General features: G+C 65.6%; 10 protein-coding genes. 3 read left to right on the top strand and 7 right to left on the bottom strand.

Annotated elements, in window-relative coordinates; genetic code table 11:
- Positions 1-7: 7 nt before the first annotated feature.
- The 3 genes from CGL56_RS12760 to CGL56_RS12750 are packed head-to-tail and all read right to left on the bottom strand — an operon-like array spanning position 8 to position 1,996.
- Positions 8-1,420 carry an ATP-binding protein gene (locus CGL56_RS12760; RefSeq protein ID WP_099106953.1) on the bottom strand — a complete coding sequence of 471 codons (1,413 nt, stop codon included), beginning with the start codon at positions 1,418-1,420 and terminating at the stop codon, positions 8-10.
- 25 nt (positions 1,421-1,445) lie between these two features.
- Positions 1,446-1,790, bottom strand: a complete 345-nt coding sequence (locus CGL56_RS12755) for a type II toxin-antitoxin system PemK/MazF family toxin (RefSeq protein WP_099106952.1) — start codon at positions 1,788-1,790, stop codon at positions 1,446-1,448.
- The gene (locus CGL56_RS12750) at positions 1,787-1,996 is read right to left on the bottom strand and encodes a hypothetical protein (RefSeq protein WP_099106951.1); all 210 of its coding nucleotides are present in this window, start codon (positions 1,994-1,996) and stop codon (positions 1,787-1,789) included. Before CGL56_RS12750 ends, CGL56_RS12755 begins: the two co-directional genes overlap by 4 nt.
- Before the next feature lie 221 nt (positions 1,997-2,217).
- On the opposite strand from CGL56_RS12750, the gene CGL56_RS12745 reads away from it, so the two are divergent.
- From CGL56_RS12745 to CGL56_RS12735, 3 genes are all read left to right on the top strand, one after another.
- Positions 2,218-2,568 carry a hypothetical protein gene (locus CGL56_RS12745; RefSeq protein WP_099106950.1) on the top strand — a complete coding sequence of 117 codons (351 nt, stop codon included), beginning with the start codon at positions 2,218-2,220 and terminating at the stop codon, positions 2,566-2,568.
- Positions 2,569-2,615: 47 nt separating this feature from the next.
- Positions 2,616-3,215, top strand: coding sequence for a gliding motility lipoprotein GldD (gldD, locus tag CGL56_RS12740; RefSeq protein WP_167641587.1), 600 nt, complete (start codon positions 2,616-2,618; stop codon positions 3,213-3,215).
- Positions 3,216-3,286: 71 nt separating this feature from the next.
- Positions 3,287-4,759 (top strand): helix-turn-helix domain-containing protein, encoded by a 1,473-nt coding sequence (locus CGL56_RS12735; RefSeq protein ID WP_099106948.1) that lies wholly within the window; start codon positions 3,287-3,289, stop codon positions 4,757-4,759.
- Here the strand turns inward: CGL56_RS12735 and CGL56_RS18095 are convergent.
- The 4 genes from CGL56_RS18095 to CGL56_RS12715 all read right to left on the bottom strand — a co-directional run bounded on the left by CGL56_RS18095 (position 4,756) and on the right by CGL56_RS12715 (position 12,421).
- Complete coding sequence (locus CGL56_RS18095; RefSeq protein WP_143470715.1) at positions 4,756-5,739, bottom strand: glycosyltransferase; 984 nt, start codon at positions 5,737-5,739, stop codon at positions 4,756-4,758. The genes CGL56_RS12735 and CGL56_RS18095 overlap by 4 nt on opposite strands.
- A 66-nt stretch (positions 5,740-5,805) precedes the next feature.
- Entirely contained in the window at positions 5,806-8,022 is a 2,217-nt protein-coding gene (locus CGL56_RS12725) for a TonB-dependent receptor (protein ID WP_099106947.1), read from the bottom strand.
- Positions 8,019-12,176, bottom strand: a complete 4,158-nt coding sequence (locus CGL56_RS12720) for a non-ribosomal peptide synthetase (protein WP_099106946.1) — start codon at positions 12,174-12,176, stop codon at positions 8,019-8,021. Before CGL56_RS12720 ends, CGL56_RS12725 begins: the two co-directional genes overlap by 4 nt.
- Positions 12,173-12,421 carry an acyl carrier protein gene (locus CGL56_RS12715; RefSeq protein WP_099106945.1) on the bottom strand — a complete coding sequence of 83 codons (249 nt, stop codon included), beginning with the start codon at positions 12,419-12,421 and terminating at the stop codon, positions 12,173-12,175. The genes CGL56_RS12720 and CGL56_RS12715 overlap by 4 nt, the downstream gene beginning before the upstream one ends.
- Position 12,422: the final 1 nt, after the last annotated feature.

Below are 12,422 nucleotides of genomic sequence, written 5' to 3'. Positions count from 1 at the left end.
AAATGGGCTACTCCACCGGGAAACAAACCCGGAAAACGGTCTGCCCCGGCTCGCTGGTCACGCTCACCGAGCCGTTGTGGTGGTCGATCACCCGGCGCACGATGTCCAGCCCCATGCCCGTACCCTCACCCACGCCCTTGGTGGTGAAGAAGGGCTCGAAGATGCGGCTCTGGATGTCCTCGGGAATGCCGGGGCCGTCGTCTTCCACTTCCACGCACACGCAGTCGCGCTGTTGAAAGGTACGGATGATGAGCTTGCCGCCGGCGTCGCCCAGGGCGTCCAGGGCGTTGCTCAGCAGGTTGGTCCACACCTGGTTGAGCTCCCCGGCCAGGGCCTTCACCCGGGGGATGTTTTCGCCCAGTTCCTTGGTCAGGGTCACGTTCTTTTTCTTCAGCACGTGGTTCAGCATCGTCACGGTGGAGCGGATGCCCTCGTGGACGTCCACCGGCTCCAGGCTGGGCTCCTGGTCCATGTGGCTGTAAACCTTGATCGACTGCACCAACTCGGCGATGCGGTTGCTGGCCGCCTGGATTTCGGTGACCAGCGACTCGGTGGTCAGGTTGGTCTCTATCCACTGCAGGACGGGGGAGAGGGCCTCCCGCGGAATTACTTCGGCGATTTGCGCGAGGTGGTCCACGGTGAAGTGCCAGTCGACGAAGGTGTCCACCAGGGTATCCACCTCCCCGACGTCGTGGTCCTCCAGCCAGTCGTGGAGGTCATCGCTGCGCTCTTCCCTTTCCATGAGCCCGAGTTCGGGTTCGCCGGGCGCGGCTTTCACCCGTTCAAAGAGGATCTCGTTGATCCGGTCCACCGCCGCTTCTTCCACCCGCATGGTGATGGCGGCCTTGAAGCGCTCCGGCGTCTGCACCAGGTGGCGGTGCAGTTCGCGGCTGCTGCGGACCATGGCCGCGGCCGGGTTGTTCAGCTCGTGGGCCAGGCCGGCGCTCATCTTGCCCAGGGCCATGAGCTTTTCGTCCATCAGCCGCATCTGCTGGAAGTCGCGCACCCGGTTGGTCATCACGGTCACCAGGGCCTGCGTCAGGGCGTAGCTGGTGTTCACCATCTCCACGAAGCAGTCGCGGTGCAGCTGCAGGGCGTAGGTATCTTCCAGGCAGATGCCGTCGGCGGGGGTCTCCTTCATACGGCTGAAGGGCAGTACGCCGGCTACCAGGGGCGCCTTCCAGATGCCAAGGTCCTGCTTGCGCCCTTTGTTCTCCCGTTGGATCACGTAGCCGCCGCTCAGCAGCACCTGCATATGGTCGGCGGGTTGCCCGGGCCGGAAGATGTGGGTGTCCTTGGGGTACATCACGTAGTCCGACCGCTCGATCAGCCACCGCAGGGCATCGTCGCTCACGTCGTCGAAGAGGTCGAAGGCGCGCAGCTGTTCCAGCAGGTCGGGGGTTTTTTCGAGGCGTTCCATAGCGGGATAGGGGTAGGGTAGGGGTTCAGTCGGCAATGCCCAGCACGGTCTCCAGCGCCGCGGCGGCCTCGGCCAGTTGGGCTTCGCTGACCTCGCCGATCTTGAGGATCATGCGTTTCTCGCTGATGCTGCGCACCTGGAAGCAGTCGGCGCTGCTGTCCTTGTCCAGCCCGGTGCGGTCGTCGCCGGGCAGGCGTACCATCCAGGGCACCAGCTGGTAGTGTTGCTTCCAGTTCGTGATGGGGGCCACGATGCGCAGGGGGAGTTTGCCGGCCCCGTCGGCGCTCACGATCAGGGCGGGGCGCTTTTTGGCGATTTCCGCTCCGACGGTCGGATCCAGGTTGATCAGCCAGATTTCTCCCCGCTTCATTCGCCGTCCATTTCGTGGTCCAGGCACTGGAAGCACAGCAGGTCGTCGTCCTCCCGGTATTCCAGTTCCATCACGTCGGCGGCCATCATCATCAGGGTACTGGGGGGCAGGACGCCCCGGGCGCTCAGGTCATTGAGCAGTCGCTCCAGCAGTTGCAGCTTCTGGTGGGGAGAGTATCGGTCGAGGTCGGGCAGCGCGGCTTCCATACCCCCCGGAACGCGCAAAGCGGTCCAAGGTGCGCCCGACGTGGCCTTTGTCGGCGCGGCCGCGGGTGCCGGGGCCAAAAACGAGTGCCGGGCGGACGCGGTTCGTCGAGATTCCGCCTTGGAATATCGGGAAAAGTTGAGGGGGGTGCAACGCTGCTCCCATCTTACCGTCATTCAAGGCAAACGCCTCATTGTCAGTTCCTCATCAAAATCCCTTAGTCATGTTCACCCTGCTATTGTCCCTTATCCTCAGTACCGGCGCCCCCGCCATCGAACTGCCGAACCCGGACGCCGAACCCCTCATTACGCGCAGTGTCGTCTACGACGACCGTATTGAGCTCACCGTTGCCAACCTGGAAAAGGAGCGTACCCTGATCCGCCTGTTGGATTACGAAACCGAGGCCGTACACTTTGCCCAGCGCATCGACGACCACAACGGCTACACCATCCACCTTTCTCTGGAGAAGCTGCCCAAGGGCCGCTACGTGATCTCCGTCCAGAAAGGCGACACCGAACGCCAGCAGATCGTCAAGAAGACCGACGTTGGCATCATCTGCAGTGGCTGGAAGTAATCCGCTGCCATGGCAATCCCCGGGGCGGTAACGGGCGTTAGGATCGCATGCGAATCCTGATGCTCTGTTGCCTCCCCGTTTTTTTGTTGGTCACCGCCTGCGGCGAAGACGTTCCGCCGGTGCCCAAACCCCGCTCCTATCCCCGCGTCGACTACCCCGAGCGCGCCTACGTGCCGCTGGCCGCCGACTATTGCCACTTCACCTTCGACCGGCCCGCCAGCACCGAGGTAGTACAGGAAACTACCTTCTTCGACGAGGCCCCCGCCGACCCCTGCTGGTTCGACCTGCGGCTGCCCCCGGCCCTCAACGGCAGCATCCACTTCAGCTATTACCCCGTAAGCTCCTACGCCCAGTGGGAGGAGCTGCGCGACGAGGCCTTCCAGCTGGTGGGCGTCCACAACCAGCGCGCCAGCGACATTGAGGAGATCGTGATTCACCGCGACTCGGCCGACGTACACGGCGTGGCCTTCGACATCGCCGGGCCGGCCGCCAGCCCCTTCCAGTTTTTCCTCACCGACACCACCCGCCACTTCCTGCGCGGCGCCCTCTACTTCGATACCCAGGTGAACCCCGATAGCCTCGCTCCGGTCATCGCCTACGTGAAGGAGGACATCTTCCGTATCGTGGAGTCCCTGGAGTGGGAATAGGCTCCCCGCGCGCCGCCGGCCATTCACGGTCCTGAGCGAATTTTCGCCTGCCCCGCCGTAAATTGCCCGCAATGAACGCCAAAACCGCCAACGAGCGCATCATCTTCGGCCTGAAAGTCAAGCAACTGCGCCTGCAGCAGGGTTTCAGCTTCGACCAGTTGTCCAAAGAGGCGGGCATCTCCCTGTCCTACCTCAACGAAATTGAGAAGGGCAAAAAATTCCCCAAGCGCGACAAGGTCGAGCAACTGGCCGCCGCCCTGGGCACCACCGCGGCCGAGCTGACCAACGGCGAACTCGGGCGGGAACTCGCACCGGTAAGCCAGCTGCTGCAGTCCAACTTCCTGAACGAACTGCCCCTGGAGCTCTTCGGCATCGAGCTGAGCAAGGTGGCCGAGATCATCGCCGCCGCCCCCCTGCAGGTCGGAGCCTTCATCAGTACCCTGCTCGAGATCAGCCGCAGCTACGCCCTCAGGGAGGAGAACTTCTACTTCGCGGCCCTGCGCTCCTACCTGGAGCTCAACGCCAACTACTTTCCCGAGCTGGAGCGGGCGGTGGACGCCTTCGCCGAGCAGTTCAACCTCCCCACCATCCGGCCCCTGCCGCCGCGGGTGCTGGCCGAGCTACTCGAGGACCGTTACGGCTACGAGATCGTGCCCCACGGGCTCGACGACCAGCCGGCCCTCGCCGGCCTGCGGTCGGTCTACCTCCCCGAAAGCGGCCGCCTGCTGCTCAACGGCAAGCTGAGCCCCGTACAGCGCAGCTTCCAGTTCGGCAAGGAAATCGCCTTCAACTACCTAAAGCTCAAGGAGCGGGCCAACACCAGCAGCATCCTGCGGGGGCGCGTCTTCAGCGAGGTGCTCAACCACAGCAAGGCCACCTACTTCAGCGTGGCCCTCCACCTGCCGCTGCGGCCCTTCACCGAGGCCCTGCGCGGCTTTTTTCAGCGCCCGCGGTGGGAGCCCGCCGCCTTCCTAGAGCTGATGCAGCGGTTCAACGCCACGCCGGAGATGTTCTACCACCGGCTCACCAACGTGATCCCCCAGTTTCTCGGACTGCCGGAGCTGTTCTTCCTCCGCTTCGCCCACGACGCGGGGACGGACGACTTCGTCATCGATAAGGAGCTCCACCTCAGCCGCCGCCACCACCCCCACGAGAGCGGACTGCTCGAGCACTACTGCCGCCGGTGGATCAGCATCAACCTCCTCCAGCGGATGGCGGCCGAACCCGGGGGAAACCTGCGGATCGAGGCCCAGCGCAGCCGCTACTACGGCACCGACGACGAATACCTCTGCCTCACCCTGGCGCGTACCGACCACCCCCGCCCGGGCAAAAACGTAAGCGTAACCCTGGGCCTGCTCATCAACGACCGGGTGCGGGAGGAGATCGCCTTCGTGGACGACCCGGCCATCCCCCGGGTAGTGGTCAACACCACCTGCGAGCACTGCCCCATCGAGGACTGTTCGGTGCGCGCCGCCCCCCCCAAGGTGGTGACGGCCCGCGAGCAGTACCGCGCGATGAAGGAAGCCCTGGGTCAGCTCTCCTAACCGAGGGGCGCTCCCGTCAGCCGCTCCAGCGAACGCCGCAGGTCCAGCCGCTCCTGGTCCATCACCGCCACGGCCCACCCCTGGAGCTGGGCCCGCTGGGCCAGGTACAGCTGCTCGGTTTGCCCCGGAGTGGGGATGAGGATGGCCTTCTTGTCCAGCCCCCGCAGGTCCATCAGGGTGGAGTAGCCGGAGCGGGCCACCACGTAGCGGGCCGCCGTCAGCAGGGAGGAAAGGCGGGCCGTGTCCGCGAAATTCTCGATTTCGAAGGGGTAGTCACCCGCCAGCGTAGCGGTGGCCGCCGGCAATCCCCTCACCACCCGCACCGATACCGGCAGAGCCGCCAGCTGCGGCAGCAGGATGGCTTCCAGCCTGGACCGCATGGGCTCCGGCCCGGAGAGCACCACCAGTACGTCAAACGGCGGGGTGCCGGGCGAGGGGCTCAGATGGGGCAGGGGCCCGATGAAGTGTACGTTCTCGTAGCCGGCGGGGTCGGAGAGCTTTCCACTCAACCGGCCGGGTTCGGGATCGTCGGGCACCCAGTATTCGTCGAAGTGGCCGAGCTGCCAGCGGTAGACGGCCGTGGCCGGCGCGAAATGGGTGATCGGCTGCAGCTGGTGGGTAAGGAAGACCGAGGGTACTTCCCGGTGGTGGCACCCGAAGCGGCTGTCGGAAATGATCCGGTCGACGTCGAGCCGCTCCACCAACTCCGCCGTGGCCCGCTGCTCGGCGCGGATGGTGGCGCGCCACCGCCAGGCCTGCCGCGCCACGTTCCAGTACATGTTCTTGCTGGGGTAGCTGACGCGGTAGGCGGGCAGCTCGTGGACCGTCTGCCCGGGCAGCTCCCGCCGGAGCATCTCCGCCGCCGGGCCGCTGCTGGCCCAGCTCACGCGCTGCCCCTCCGCCTCCAGGCGGCGGGCCAGGGCCAGACTGCGGGAGGCGTGCCCGAGTCCCCAGTCCAGGGGGGTGAGTAAGGTGTGCATGTCAGGCGGAATATCAGGGGAAGAATCCGGCAACCCCAAAAAAAGTTTTCCCGGGGAAGTGGTGGGCTAGAAGCGGTACCGCACTACGGCCCGTACGGAGCGCGGGGCCCCCGGAGTGAAATGGATCTCCTCCACCGCCTCGGGTTCCATCCGGAGGCGGGAGAGGGTGGCGAACTGCGTCTCATTCCATTCGGCACCGAGGAGGTTCTCGCCGGCGAGCCCGAGGGATAGCCGGCGGAGGGTATAATTCACGTTGGCATCCAGCAAAAAATAGCCGTCGGCTACGATGGAGTTGTCCTCGTTGGCCGGCCGGTCCTTGACGAAGCGGTAGCGGACGCCGCCCGAAACACGGTCCTGCAGCACGTTCAGTCCGCCGGTACCCGTCAGGCTGGGGGCCAGGGGGATGTAGTTCGCTCCTTCGGGTGCTCCGACGCTGCGCGCCAGGGCGTAGTTGAGGTCCGCGTCGGCGAACAACCAGTCGGTGAGCTGGTAGCGGAGGCCCAGGTCGAGCCCCAGTCGGCGGCTCTCCCCGCTGGGTTCCACGATGCCGGCGTCGCCGACGTAGACGAACTCCTGCTCAAGGAAGAGGTACCACAGGGCCGCATTGAGGTGCAGCCGTGGCGAGGGGCGGAAGATCCCGCCCAGGTCGGCGCCGTAAGCGGCGGGCAGGATGGCATCCGCGCCCCGGTCCAGCACCACCCGGCTGTCATTGGCGTGGAAACCGATGCCGGTTTTGAGAAAGACCTGGGTGCGGTCGTTGACGGTGTAGAGGAAGTTGAGTTTCGGGCTCACCGCCGTTTTGCGCTGCTCCTGCCGGTCGTAGGTCGGCTGCAGCTTGTCCACGTAGTTGAAGGTGAAGTGGTCCAGGCGCAGGGCGGGGTGGACCAGCAGGTCACCGATCTCGAAGTCCGCCGCGGCGTAGGCAAAGAGGTTGGTCTCGTCGATGTCGCCGTACTGCAGCCGTTCGAGCAGCGTTTCCCGATTTTTGGTGCGGCTCAGGGCCACCTCGTTGTTGTCGTCGTAGCGCAGGCCGAGTCCGGCTTTCAGGGTGGCCTCGCCGGCGGCGGTGCGGAAGGCGTGCTGCAGTTCCGAATGCACGCCCGCAAGGGCGCGGTCCTCCGACTGCCGGATCTGGTCGCCGTTCAGGGGATCGATCAGGAAGAAGGTGAAGTTGGAGTACAGGTCGAAGGTATAGCGGCTGAAGTAGACTTCCGTCTTGACAAAGGTATTCCGGTCAACCACCCGCAGGAATTGTCCGGCCAGGTTGGTGCGGCCGGTAAATCCACCCTCCGTATCGTCGATGGCCCCGAAGCGCCCGATGCTGCCGTCGGCCACGGCCCGCCGGGGGATCTGCCCGGAGGCGTCCCATTTGCTGGCGAAGTGGGAGGCCAGCACCGACACCTTGCTGCCCGAGGGCAGGTCGGCCGTGTAGCGGCCCATGAGGTTCAGGCGGCTGAAGTGCTGGCTGGAGACAAAGGGCCCGTCGGAGAGCAGGTACTCCGTCGCCAGGTAGGCGTGGCTGCCGGGCCCGTCCAGCAGGTCGAACAGGCCCACCGTACGCAGGGTGTTGAATGATCCGGCCTCGGCCGTCAGCAGCGAGCCGTCCAGCTTTTCCTTCAGGGAGAAGTTGACGTAGCCCGCCGTGGCGAAGTTGCCGTGATCGGCGTAGTAGGGGCCCTTGCCGTAGTCGATTTTCTCGATGGTTTCCGGGATGAGGAAGTGGAGGTCGGCGTACCCCTGCCCGTGGGCGTGGCTGACCATATTGACGGGCATACCCTCCACGGAGAGCGCCACGTCGGTGCCGTGGTCGATGTCGAAGCCGCGCAAGAAGATCTGTTCCGCCTTGCCGCCGCCGGCGTGCTGCCCGATGATGAGGCCGGGTACGCGGCGCAGGATGTCCTGGGCGGAATTCACCGGCCGCAGCCGGGCGTCGATGTCCGTGGCCACGTTGAGGGAACGCAGGTCGGGCCGGACGGTGACGGCCTTGAGGTCGAAGAACGATTCGTTGAGTACCACCTCCAGTTCCCGGTTGTCAGCGGGCACCGGTACGACGCGGGTCCGGTACCCCAGGAAGGTTACCCGCAGGGAATCGCCGGCCGCCACGCCTTCGAGTTCGAAGTAGCCCAACTCGTTGCTGTGGGTGTGGTGCTCCGAATTGAGGTGGATGACGTAGGCCCCGATAATGGGGCTCCGGTCTGCCGCCACCACGCGACCCGCCACCCGCTGGCCGAAGCAGGAGGCCACCAGAAAGGTCGACAGCAGGGTGAGCAGACAGTTTCTCATGCGGTGGTATCTACGGACTGCTCCGGGGCGGTGGTTTCCGATTCCGCCAACAACCGGAGCATGGTCTCTTCCAGGTAGGACGCCTGCTGCGCAATGGTGGGCAGCTCAAAAACCCGGTGGAGGGGTACCTCGAGTTCGAAGGTGTCGCTGATGCGCGCGGCCAGGCGAATGGCCGTGAGGCTGTGTCCCCCCAGGTCGATGAACCGCTCGTGGCGCCCGATCCGCTCCCGCCCAAGCACCTCCCCCCAGATTTCGGCGAGCAGGGCTTCGATTTCTCCCTCGGGCGGGGCAACGTCAGTTGTGGGGGCACCCTGGGCACTGGCCACTTCGGCCAGGGCCCGGCGGTCCACCTTGCCGGCAGGGGTCAGGGGCATCTCTTCCAGGCGGATGAAGCGCTGCGGCAGGCTGTAATCAGGCAGGAAATGCCGGAGGTGGGCCCGCAGGTCTTCCGGATCCAGGGGCTCCGCGGCGGTATAGCAAGCCAGCAGTTGGTGGCGGTCGTAGGAGTCCGCGGGGGCGAAATAACCGATCTCCTGCATGATGCGCTCCACGGCCGCCACGTCCACCTCCTCATTGATCTCTTCCAGGGCCGCCGCCCGGTCCTTGTGACCGATGCGCACATCCCAGCTGTAGGGGAAGGCGTAGTTGTTGTACCCCTTTTCCTTTTTGTGTACGTGAATGCCCACCTGGTTGATGAGGCAGTTGGTGGAGCGCCCCGTATCCGTGGGCCGTACCCAGGGCAGCCGCCGGTCGAGGTAGGCGTACATCTCCTCCAGGGTGACGTCGGTATAGCGGTAAAAGTCCAGGAATTGGACCCGCTCAAACACCCGGTCGTCGGCGAAGGCCGAGGTGTCCAGCAGCCGGCTCACGGCGTCGTCGGCCCGGTGATAGGCCTTGCGGGCCTCCAGGATGGCCGCGTCGATGTCCTTGGAATCACCCATCCCATCCTGCCAGAAGAGCTCCTCGGTCAGGCGGGTCTCGAAGAACTGTCCCCGCGACAGCCCGGTAACGATGTACGGTATCCCCTTTTCCAGCGCCAGCTGGGTGCTGAGGGTGTAAATGGTCTTGAAGCAGCCGTTGCACACGTTACAGTGGCGCTGCAGGCTGTCGACGAATATCTCATTCATCGCCGGCGTGCTTCCGAAGTGGACGTCGACCCCGAGTTCGTGGGTTACCCGCCGGATGTTGTCGATGGCCTGGTCGGAAATGTACCCGTTGTCGAGGGTGAAGGCCAGTACGGTGAGGCCCATATCCACCAGTTGCCCCAAGACATAGGTACTGTCCTTGCCGCCACTGAGCAGCATGATGCAGTCGTAGGGAGCTCCCCGGTCCACGGGGCGGTCGGCGAACAGCGCCCGGAAGTCTTCCGGCGTCCGGAAGTAGGCCCTGGCTTTTTCCTCGTAGTCGGCAAAACCGCGGCAGAGTTGGCATACCCCCTCGGCATCGAAGGAGGCGCTGGGGTAGTTGGCGGGCAGTCCGCAGCGGGTACAGAAACGGTCGGGAGGACTGTCCGCGTCGCCGATGGGTTCCACCAGTTCCACGGCCGCGGACATGATTGCCGGATGGCCGGCCAGCAGGTTTTCCACTTCGTCCAGTTCGATGCGGTAGCCCCGCCACTTGACCTGCCGGTCCTGGCGCCCCAGAAATTCCAGCTCCCCGGCCGCGTTCCACCGGGCGCGGTCGCCGGTCCGGTAGAGCCTTCCGTGGGCCGCGAAGGGGTGGGGCAGGAAGCGGTCGGCGGTGAGATCCTCCCGCTTCCAGTAGCCTTCGGCGAGGCAGACTCCGCCCAGGTACAAGTCTCCGGGGGTGCCGGGGAGCACAAGCCCGCCGCTGCCGTCCAGTATCCAGGCTTCCGTATTCGGGATGGGCCGGCCGATGGGTACCGCGGCTCCGGTCAGGGGGGTGGCGCCGGACAGCGCCTGCACGATACAGCCTACCGTGGCTTCGGTGGGGCCGTACTCGTTGATGATTTCGGCCGCGGGGGGGATGGCCTCGCGTATCTCCCGCGCCAGGTCGGCGGCGAACTGCTCCCCGCCCACGATCAGGGTGCGGAGGCGGTGGGAACGGAAGTCTTGCCCCCGCAGCAGGGCCAGGTGAGAGGGCGTGAGCTTGACGACGTCGCAGCGGTCGTCCTCCATGACCTGCACCACGGCCAGGTCCGGCGTACCGGGGGGAGGTTCAGGATAGATTTCCAGCCGCCCCCCGCACACGAGGGGCGTGAAGAGGGAGGTGACCGTCAGGTCAAAGCCGATGGTGGTGAACAGCGGAAATACCGGCGCGGGGCCCTTTACGTAGCGCCGCCGGGCGTAGTCGATGTAATTGGCCAGGGCCGCGTGGCCGATCACCACCCCCTTCGGTACCCCGGTGGAGCCGGAGGTGTACATCACGTAGGCTGGGGCGGTGCGGCGGCGCGCGGGTGCCAGCGGCGCGTGACGCTCCAGTAAGGGGCGGTCTTCGTCGAGGTGAAGTACCGTTACCCCCCGGTCCCCCACGCGGCGGCCGTGGGCGGCGTCGGTGATGATGAGGGCGGCCTCCGTTTCCCGCAGGATGTGGTCCAGGCGACCGTCCGGGATGTCGGCCGGCAGGGGCAGGTAGGTATGACCGGCCTTCCAGCATCCCAGAATGGCCACCAGCAGGTCGGCGCAGCGGGGCAGGTGAATGGCAATGATTTGTCCTTCCGCCGCCAGCTTCCGGTCCAGGAAGCCGGCCAATCTTCCGGCGGCCGCGTCCAGTTCCCCGTAGGTCATGCGGCCGCCTGGGTAAGCCAGGGCAATCGCCCCGGGTGCCGCGGCGGCGCGGGCCTCGAAAAGGTGGAGAACATCCTCTGCTGGGGCGTCACCCTCCGCCCCCCGGGAAAGGCGGCACAGGGCTGCTTTTTCGGCGTCGTCCAGGAGGTCAACCGCGTCGACGCTGCGTTCAGGGTCTTCCAGGCAGCCTTCCAGCAGCCGCAGGAACTGGGCGGGTACCCGCTCGCGATCGGCGGAGGTGAATACGGCGACGTTGAGGTCGAATTCCAGCGTGAGCCCCTCCCCGCCGTCAAAGTTATGGACCTGCAGCCGCAGGTGATGGCCGGGGTCGGCGTGTCCGGGGGAGTGCCAGCGGGTACGGCAACTTACGTCGGGGGCGAAGTCGCCGAAGGTGGCCGTGATGTAGTTGAGTACGACGTTGTAGCCCGCCGCGAGTTCCGGGCGGATCACCCCCGGGCGGGCGGCCCTCAGAAAGGCGTTCACCGACTCTTTCTGCCGCTCGATAAGTTGCAGGAAGCTGTCGCCGGAGCGCACTTCACCGTAGAGGGGTAGCATTTCGATGAGCATGCCCGGCAAGTCCCGCTCGGCCGGGGTGGCCCGGTGGGCGGCTGGGGTACCCAGGGCCAATTCGCGCTGCCTGGTCAACCGGTAAACGTAGGCCGTCAGCAGAGCGCTCAGCACGCTGAAGGCCGTCATGTTCCAGGTCCAGTGGCGCACGCGGGGGTGGGCCGCCAGGGCATCCAGACCCCGCATCAGGTGGTCGGGTAGGGTGACCGACACCCGCGGACTGCGGGACTCCCCCCCGGTATTGTCGCGGCCGAAAAGCTGCGGCGGTACGACCGCGCCCCGCCCGCTCCAGTAGTCGGGAACCTCGGCTATGGGGCCTTCCGGCAGTTCCCGGCGGTAGTCGCGGAAGCCGGGCGGTTGATTGCCTTCCACGGCACCTGCGCCAGCCGCATACAGCTCTGACAGGCGGCGGTACTGCACCGATACGCCCCATGCGTCGACGATGAGGTGGTGCTGGTTCAGGAAGAAGAGGTGATGGTCGGGGGCCAGTTCCACCAGCACGGCGTCGTAGCAGCAGACGGCAAGGTCGAGCAGTTGACTGCCCCGCTCGGCCACCCATGCCTCCAGGGATGCCGGGGACTGGGACCACCGGATGAACTCCAGCGGGCGAGGGGCTTCCGCCAGTACCTGCTGCCGTACCTCCCCGCCGGTGGTGGAGAAAACGGTGCGGAGATTGTCGCACTCCTCCACCAGCCGCCCGAAGCTGCGCCGGAAGCGGTCGGTATCCAGTGGCCCGTGCAGTTCAAAGGTGAAGACGGAATTGTACTGGGGGGAACGGGGTGCCAGCTGTTGCCCGGTCCAGAGCATGAGTTGGGCGGTGGTCAGATGGGCGGGGTTCATACCTGTTGTTCGGTTTGCCGGCTGCGTACGTAATTGCTCATGGCCGCTACGGAGATGAAATTTTCGATGGTCATCTCCTCCGCGGGGATGCGCACCCGGAAGGTCTGCTCCAGAAAATCGATGAGGCGGAAGACGGCCAGGGAGCTCACCAGCCCGGTGGTGAGCACGTCGTCTTCCGGCGTCAGGTCCAGTTGCCCGTCGTCCAGGAGGTCGTTTTTGATGAAGGTCAGTATGCGTTCTTCCATG

Origin of the sequence: Neolewinella marina (assembly GCF_002631205.1) — a bacterium.
Lineage (GTDB): Bacteria > Bacteroidota > Bacteroidia > Chitinophagales > Saprospiraceae > Neolewinella > Neolewinella marina.
This window is presented reverse-complemented; position numbering and strand designations above follow the sequence as displayed.

Bases quoted from the DNA above. Each gene is read 5' to 3' on its own strand.
- CGL56_RS12715 (WP_099106945.1), bottom strand. From the start codon at position 12,421: ATGGAAGAACGCATACTGACCTTCATCAAAAACGACCTCCTGGACGAC.
- CGL56_RS12725 (WP_099106947.1), bottom strand. From the start codon at position 8,022: ATGAGAAACTGTCTGCTCACCCTGCTGTCGACCTTTCTGGTGGCCTCC.
- CGL56_RS12750 (WP_099106951.1), bottom strand. From the start codon at position 1,996: ATGGAAGCCGCGCTGCCCGACCTCGACCGATACTCTCCCCACCAGAAG.
- CGL56_RS18095 (WP_143470715.1), bottom strand. From the start codon at position 5,739: ATGCACACCTTACTCACCCCCCTGGACTGGGGACTCGGGCACGCCTCC.
- CGL56_RS12760 (WP_099106953.1), bottom strand. From the start codon at position 1,420: ATGGAACGCCTCGAAAAAACCCCCGACCTGCTGGAACAGCTGCGCGCC.
- CGL56_RS12735 (WP_099106948.1), top strand. From the start codon at position 3,287: ATGAACGCCAAAACCGCCAACGAGCGCATCATCTTCGGCCTGAAAGTC.
- CGL56_RS12745 (WP_099106950.1), top strand. From the start codon at position 2,218: ATGTTCACCCTGCTATTGTCCCTTATCCTCAGTACCGGCGCCCCCGCC.
- CGL56_RS12720 (WP_099106946.1), bottom strand. From the start codon at position 12,176: ATGAACCCCGCCCATCTGACCACCGCCCAACTCATGCTCTGGACCGGG.
- CGL56_RS12755 (WP_099106952.1), bottom strand. From the start codon at position 1,790: ATGAAGCGGGGAGAAATCTGGCTGATCAACCTGGATCCGACCGTCGGA.
- gldD (WP_167641587.1), top strand. From the start codon at position 2,616: ATGCGAATCCTGATGCTCTGTTGCCTCCCCGTTTTTTTGTTGGTCACC.